The sequence below is a fragment of the Kitasatospora sp. NPDC093558 genome, assembly GCF_040683475.1.
Classification (GTDB): domain Bacteria; phylum Actinomycetota; class Actinomycetes; order Streptomycetales; family Streptomycetaceae; genus Kitasatospora.
Map to the genome: position 1 here is coordinate 1 of NZ_JBFBDY010000504.1, position 4,705 is coordinate 4,705.

Sequence of the window (4,705 nt, forward strand, 5' to 3'; positions counted from 1 at the left end):
GCATCGCGCACCACCAAGAGAGAGTAAAGTGCCGTGGTCAGACCGGGTGCCGCAGGGACGGTCAGCCCAGCTGCGGGGCGACGGCGCCCGCGATGAGCTCCAGGTGGTCGAGGTCGTGCAGGTCGAGGATCTGGAGGTAGATCCGCTGCGTGCCGATGGCCGCGTACCGGCCGATCTTCTCCGCGACCTCCGCCGGGCTGCCCGCCAGGCCGTTCGCCTTCAGCTCGTCGACGTCGCGGCCGATGGCCGCGGCCCGCCGCGCCACCTCGGCGTCATCGCGGCCGACGCAGGCGACCAGCGCCGCCGAGTACACGAGGCCGTCGGCCGGGCGGCCCGCCCGCTCGGCGGCGGTGCGCACCCGGCCGAACTGCACGGCGGTGTCCTCCACCGAGGAGAACGGCAGGTTGAACTCGTCCGCGAAGCGCGCGGCCAGCGCCGGGGTGCGCTTGGGGCCGTGGCCGCCGACCAGCACCGGAACGTGCCCCTGCACGGGTTTGGGCAGCGCCGGCGACTCGGTGAGCGTGTAGTGCTCGCCGACGAAGTCGAAGGTGTCGCCGGGCTTGGTGTTCCACAGCCCGGTGATGATCGCCAGCTGCTCCTCCAGGCGCCCGAACCGCTCCTTCGGGAAGGGGATGCCGTACGCCGTGTGCTCGGCCTCGTACCAGCCGGCGCCGAGGCCGAACTCGACCCGTCCGCCGCTCATCGCGTCGACCTGGGCGACCTGGATCGCGGTGACGCCGGGCAGCCGGAAGGTCGCGGCGGTCATCAGGGTGCCCAGGCGGATGGTGCGGGTGTCGCGGGCGAGGCCGGCCAGGGTGATCCAGGCGTCGGTGGGGCCGGGCAAGCCGTCGGCGCCGCCCATCTTCAGGTAGTGGTCGGAGCGGAAGAAGGCGCTGAACGCGCCCACGTCCTCGGCGGTGCGGGCGACCGCCAGCAGCGTCTCGTAGCTCGCGCCCTGCTGGGGCTCGGTGAAGATGCGGAGATCCATGCCGGCCATTCTGGTACGGACGGCCCGCCGGTCACACGACGGAACCGGCCCGTGCACAGGGTGTTTCCCGGGTGGCCAAGGTCTCAGCACGGAACCGTCACGACCCGCCGTGTCCGCCCGCCGGTTCCCCTACCGTGGACGGATGTTCGCCACCTCCGACGAGTCCTCCGGCCGCTCCCCCGACGAGCCGGCCGGCTGCCCGCTGCCGGGCATCGTCGCCGCCTTCACGCCGCGGCTGGCCGAGTTCGCGTTCGAGCCCGGCTTCGTCGCCTCGGTCGACCAGCACGCCGCCGAGCTGCGCGAGCTGCTGTACGCGCAGGGGCCGGAGCTGCTGCCCCCGCCCCTGGACCGCGAGGAACTGTCGGACTACGCGCTCGGCTTCCTCGACGCGCTCGCCGAGATCGGCTGGCGGGAGCCGGTCGGGTACGACTTCGCCGTCGGGCGGCTCACCGCGATCTGCTGGCTGGTGCGCGAGCAGGGGCTGCTCACCGCCTGACGGCGGGCTGGGGCGCGGCACCCGGCCTGAGCCGAAAGACCCGCAAGCTGCGCGGCAATGCCTGATCCCCCCAGGTGAACCGGGCCCCGCACAACGCACCGGCGACCGGGCTCGTGATCGCGCGTAGAGTTGGCGGTCCACGGACGACGCGCGCGGGGGCTGGGGAGGACACGACAGTGAGCGGAGCGGTCAGCACCAGCGCCGAGGACGGCACCACCGGCCGGCCGGCCACCCCCACCGGGCCGCGGCCCGAGCGCCACCCGGCCCTGCACTGGCGCGTCCGGCCGCAGCGTCCCGGCGCCGCCGTCCTCGTCCTGCACGGCGGCGAGGAGCGCAACCTCGCCCGGCCCGGCCTCCTCAACCTGCCGCTGCTGCGCATGCACGGCTTCCTCCGCGCGCTGCGCCGCGGCACCGCCGGGGCCGACATCGCCATCGGCACCGTCCGCTACCGCCACCGCGGCTGGAACGACGAGCGCGCCGACGCCGCCCGGGACGCCCTCGCCGCCCTCGACGAGCTCCGCGCGGAGCTCGGCGGCGTGCCGACCGTCCTGGTCGGGCACTCCATGGGCGGCCGGGCGGCGCTGCGCGCGGGCGGCCACCCGAACGTCACCGGCGTCGTCGCGCTCGCCCCCTGGTGCCCGGCGGGCGACCCGTGCGAGCAGCTGGCCGGGCGCGACGTGCTGATGCTGCACGGGGACCGCGACACCGTCACCCCGCCCGCCGACACCCACGCCTTCGCCGCCCGCAGCCGCGCCGCCGGCGCCCGCGTGTGCGGCTACACCGTCACCGGCAGCGGCCACGCGATGCTCCAGCGCGTCCCCGACTGGCACCGCGCGACCACCCACCTCACCGCCGCGATGCTCGGCCTGCGCGACCTGCCCGCCGAGACCGTCTCCGCGCTCGCCCTGCCGCCGGGCTCCCGCGAGGCGCTCACCCTCCCGCTGCCGCGCCAGCCCCGGCGGGTCTGAACCACCGGTCCGTCCGGCGTGGCGCGCGGCCCGTCGGCGAAACGGACGCATAGGATTCGCCCCGCCCGCGCGGCCGTGCTGTCGTAGGCCCCATGCGCACTTCGACACTCCGCCGCGCGGCCCTTTCGACCGTGGCCGCCGTCCTGCTCACCGCCGCCACCGCCTCGGCCGCCTCGGCCGCCCCGCGCGACGTCACCGCCGACCAGTGCTACGAAGCCGGCGGCCACGTGGAGGGCGTCGGCTACTGCACCGGCGCCGAGGGCGTGGACGGGTGGGGGGCGGACATCGACGGGCAGGGCATCAACTCCCAGCCCAACCTCTTCGACCGGTAAAGGCACCGCCCCCCGGGATCCGCCCGTACGGATCTGCCGCTACGCTCTGTGCGCGCCGCGCCGCAGGGCCGGCGGACACGATCACAGCACGGGGGGATCCACCAGATGCGCTACCTGGTCCGCGACCGCATGTTCGCCTTCCACGAGGAGGCCTGGATCGAGACCGAGCACCGGGAGAAGCTCTACCGCGTCAACCGGAAGTTCCTCCGGCTGCGACGGACCTTCGCCCTGGTCGACACCCGGGGCGAGCACGTCGCGAGCATCGTCCGCAAGGCCTTCACCGTCCACCACACCCTCCTCATCAAGCAGGACGGCACGGTGACGGCCAAGATCAGCAAGAAGATGTTCGCCCTCTTCGGCGACCGCTTCAAGGTGCGCCTCGCCGACGGCCGACGCCTGCGGATAGCGGGCAACCTGTGGGACCGCGAGTTCGACATCCAGCACGAGGGCACGACCCTCGCGCACATCTCCCGCCGCTGGTTCACGATCCGTGACGCGTACGCCGTCGACGTCCTCTACCCGCAGGACGCGCTGCTCCTGCTCGTCCTCGCGGTGTGCGTGGACCACGTCGTCGAGGACGCCAAGGGCGATCAGCTCACCAACCTCTGACCGCCCCGGCGCCCGTCCTACGAACCCTTGGGGCTGGTGCGGATGACGTTGCCCTTGGGGTCGGTCTCCAGGTAGCCGCCGCCGTACGCGTCGTCGAGGTAGATCAGGAGAGCCGGGCTCTCGTCGATGATGTCGGGTTTGACGACCATGTAACGCGTGGTCGGCTGCGGGACGTTGATGCCGTCCTGGGCCTTCTTCAGGAGGCCGGGAAGAAGGTCCCAGTTGTACTGGCCGAGATCGAAGAGCCTGTCGACAGAGGTCACCGAGCCGCTCCCGGCGACGGCCTGCTTGGTGAACTTGCCGTCGCGGTAGTCGATCATGTCGTAGCCCTTGGGCTCGTTCGCGACGGGGACCTTGGCGATCGCGTACTCGGGGTAGACGTCCAGTTCCCAGACCTTGCCGCTCGGCGCGAACGGCTTCAGCGCCTCCACCACCTTCCGGACGCCGTTCGGGGTGAGGAGGTCCACCTTGGCCGCGGGCGTCTCGGGAGCGACGGACGGCAAGGCCAGGCCGGAGGGCAGGGCGACGGCGGACGTCGAGCCGGTGTCCCCGGAGACCTTCGTGCCGGCCGTGACGGTGGTCGAGGGCGCCGCGTTGCTGCCGTCCTTGTGCAGGTACCAGTTCAGGCCGCCGTAGCCGATCCCGAGGACGACGACGGCCGCCACGGCGAACGGCGCGAGGTTGCGGCGCGCCGTGGTCGGAGCCGGGGTCGGAGCCGTGACCGGGCCAGACGGGATCGCGTCCATGGGCGGCTGCGGCCCGGGCCGCAGCTGCGTCGTCGGCACCATCATCGGCGGGGGCGTCGACACACTGTGCTCGGCCGCCGCGAGCATGCGGTCGAACTGCTCGGCGTCCGGCCGCGCCGCCGGGTCCTTGGCGAGCACGGCGGACAGCAGCGGCCCGAGCGGGCCGGCCCGGTGCGGGGGCGGGAGCGGTTCGTCGAGGACGGCGGCGAGGGTCGCGAGGGTGCTCGCGCGGCGCAGCGGGTGGTAGCCCTCCATCGAGACGTACAGCATCATGCCGAGCGACCACAGGTCGGAGGAGGGGTTGCCCTCCTGGCCGCGGAGGCGTTCGGGGGCGATGTACTCGGGCGAGCCAATGAGCGCGCCGGTCGCGGTGAGGGCGGTGGCGTCCTGGATGGCGGCGATGCCGAAGTCGGCGAGCACCGGGGTGCCGTCGGGGCGCAGCAGGACGTTGCCGGGCTTGACGTCGCGGTGCTGGATGCCGACGGCGTGGGCGGCGCGCAGCGCGGACAGGACGCCGCGGCCGATCCGGGCGGCCTCGGCGACGCCGAGCGGGCCGTGGCCGAGGC

At 73.8% G+C, this 4,705-nt stretch carries 6 protein-coding genes; 4 read left to right on the forward strand and 2 right to left on the reverse strand.

Annotated features, from left to right (window positions below):
- Positions 1–61: 61 nt before the first annotated feature.
- On the reverse strand, positions 62–988 hold the full coding sequence (locus AB0O00_RS30130) for an LLM class F420-dependent oxidoreductase (protein ID WP_363657116.1): 927 nt from the start codon (positions 986–988) through the stop codon (positions 62–64).
- Between the two features lie 142 nt (positions 989–1,130).
- Here AB0O00_RS30130 and AB0O00_RS30135 point away from each other — a divergent pair, with 142 nt between their 5' ends.
- The 4 genes from AB0O00_RS30135 (at position 1,131) to AB0O00_RS30150 (ending at position 3,393) form a co-directional block, all read left to right on the forward strand.
- Entirely contained in the window at positions 1,131–1,484 is a 354-nt protein-coding gene (locus AB0O00_RS30135) for a DUF6401 family natural product biosynthesis protein (protein WP_363657118.1), read from the forward strand.
- Positions 1,485–1,660: 176 nt separating this feature from the next.
- Positions 1,661–2,452, forward strand: a complete 792-nt coding sequence (locus AB0O00_RS30140; RefSeq protein ID WP_363657120.1) for an alpha/beta fold hydrolase — start codon at positions 1,661–1,663, stop codon at positions 2,450–2,452.
- Positions 2,453–2,544: 92 nt separating this feature from the next.
- Positions 2,545–2,784 carry a hypothetical protein gene (locus AB0O00_RS30145; RefSeq protein ID WP_363657122.1) on the forward strand — a complete coding sequence of 80 codons (240 nt, stop codon included), beginning with the start codon at positions 2,545–2,547 and terminating at the stop codon, positions 2,782–2,784.
- A gap of 105 nt (positions 2,785–2,889) precedes the next feature.
- Positions 2,890–3,393 carry an LURP-one-related family protein gene (locus AB0O00_RS30150; RefSeq protein WP_363657124.1) on the forward strand — a complete coding sequence of 168 codons (504 nt, stop codon included), beginning with the start codon at positions 2,890–2,892 and terminating at the stop codon, positions 3,391–3,393.
- Between the two features lie 17 nt (positions 3,394–3,410).
- Here AB0O00_RS30150 and AB0O00_RS30155 read toward each other — a convergent pair.
- A partial coding sequence (locus AB0O00_RS30155; RefSeq protein ID WP_363657126.1) for a serine/threonine-protein kinase occupies positions 3,411–4,705 on the reverse strand: 1,295 nt, incomplete at its 5' end.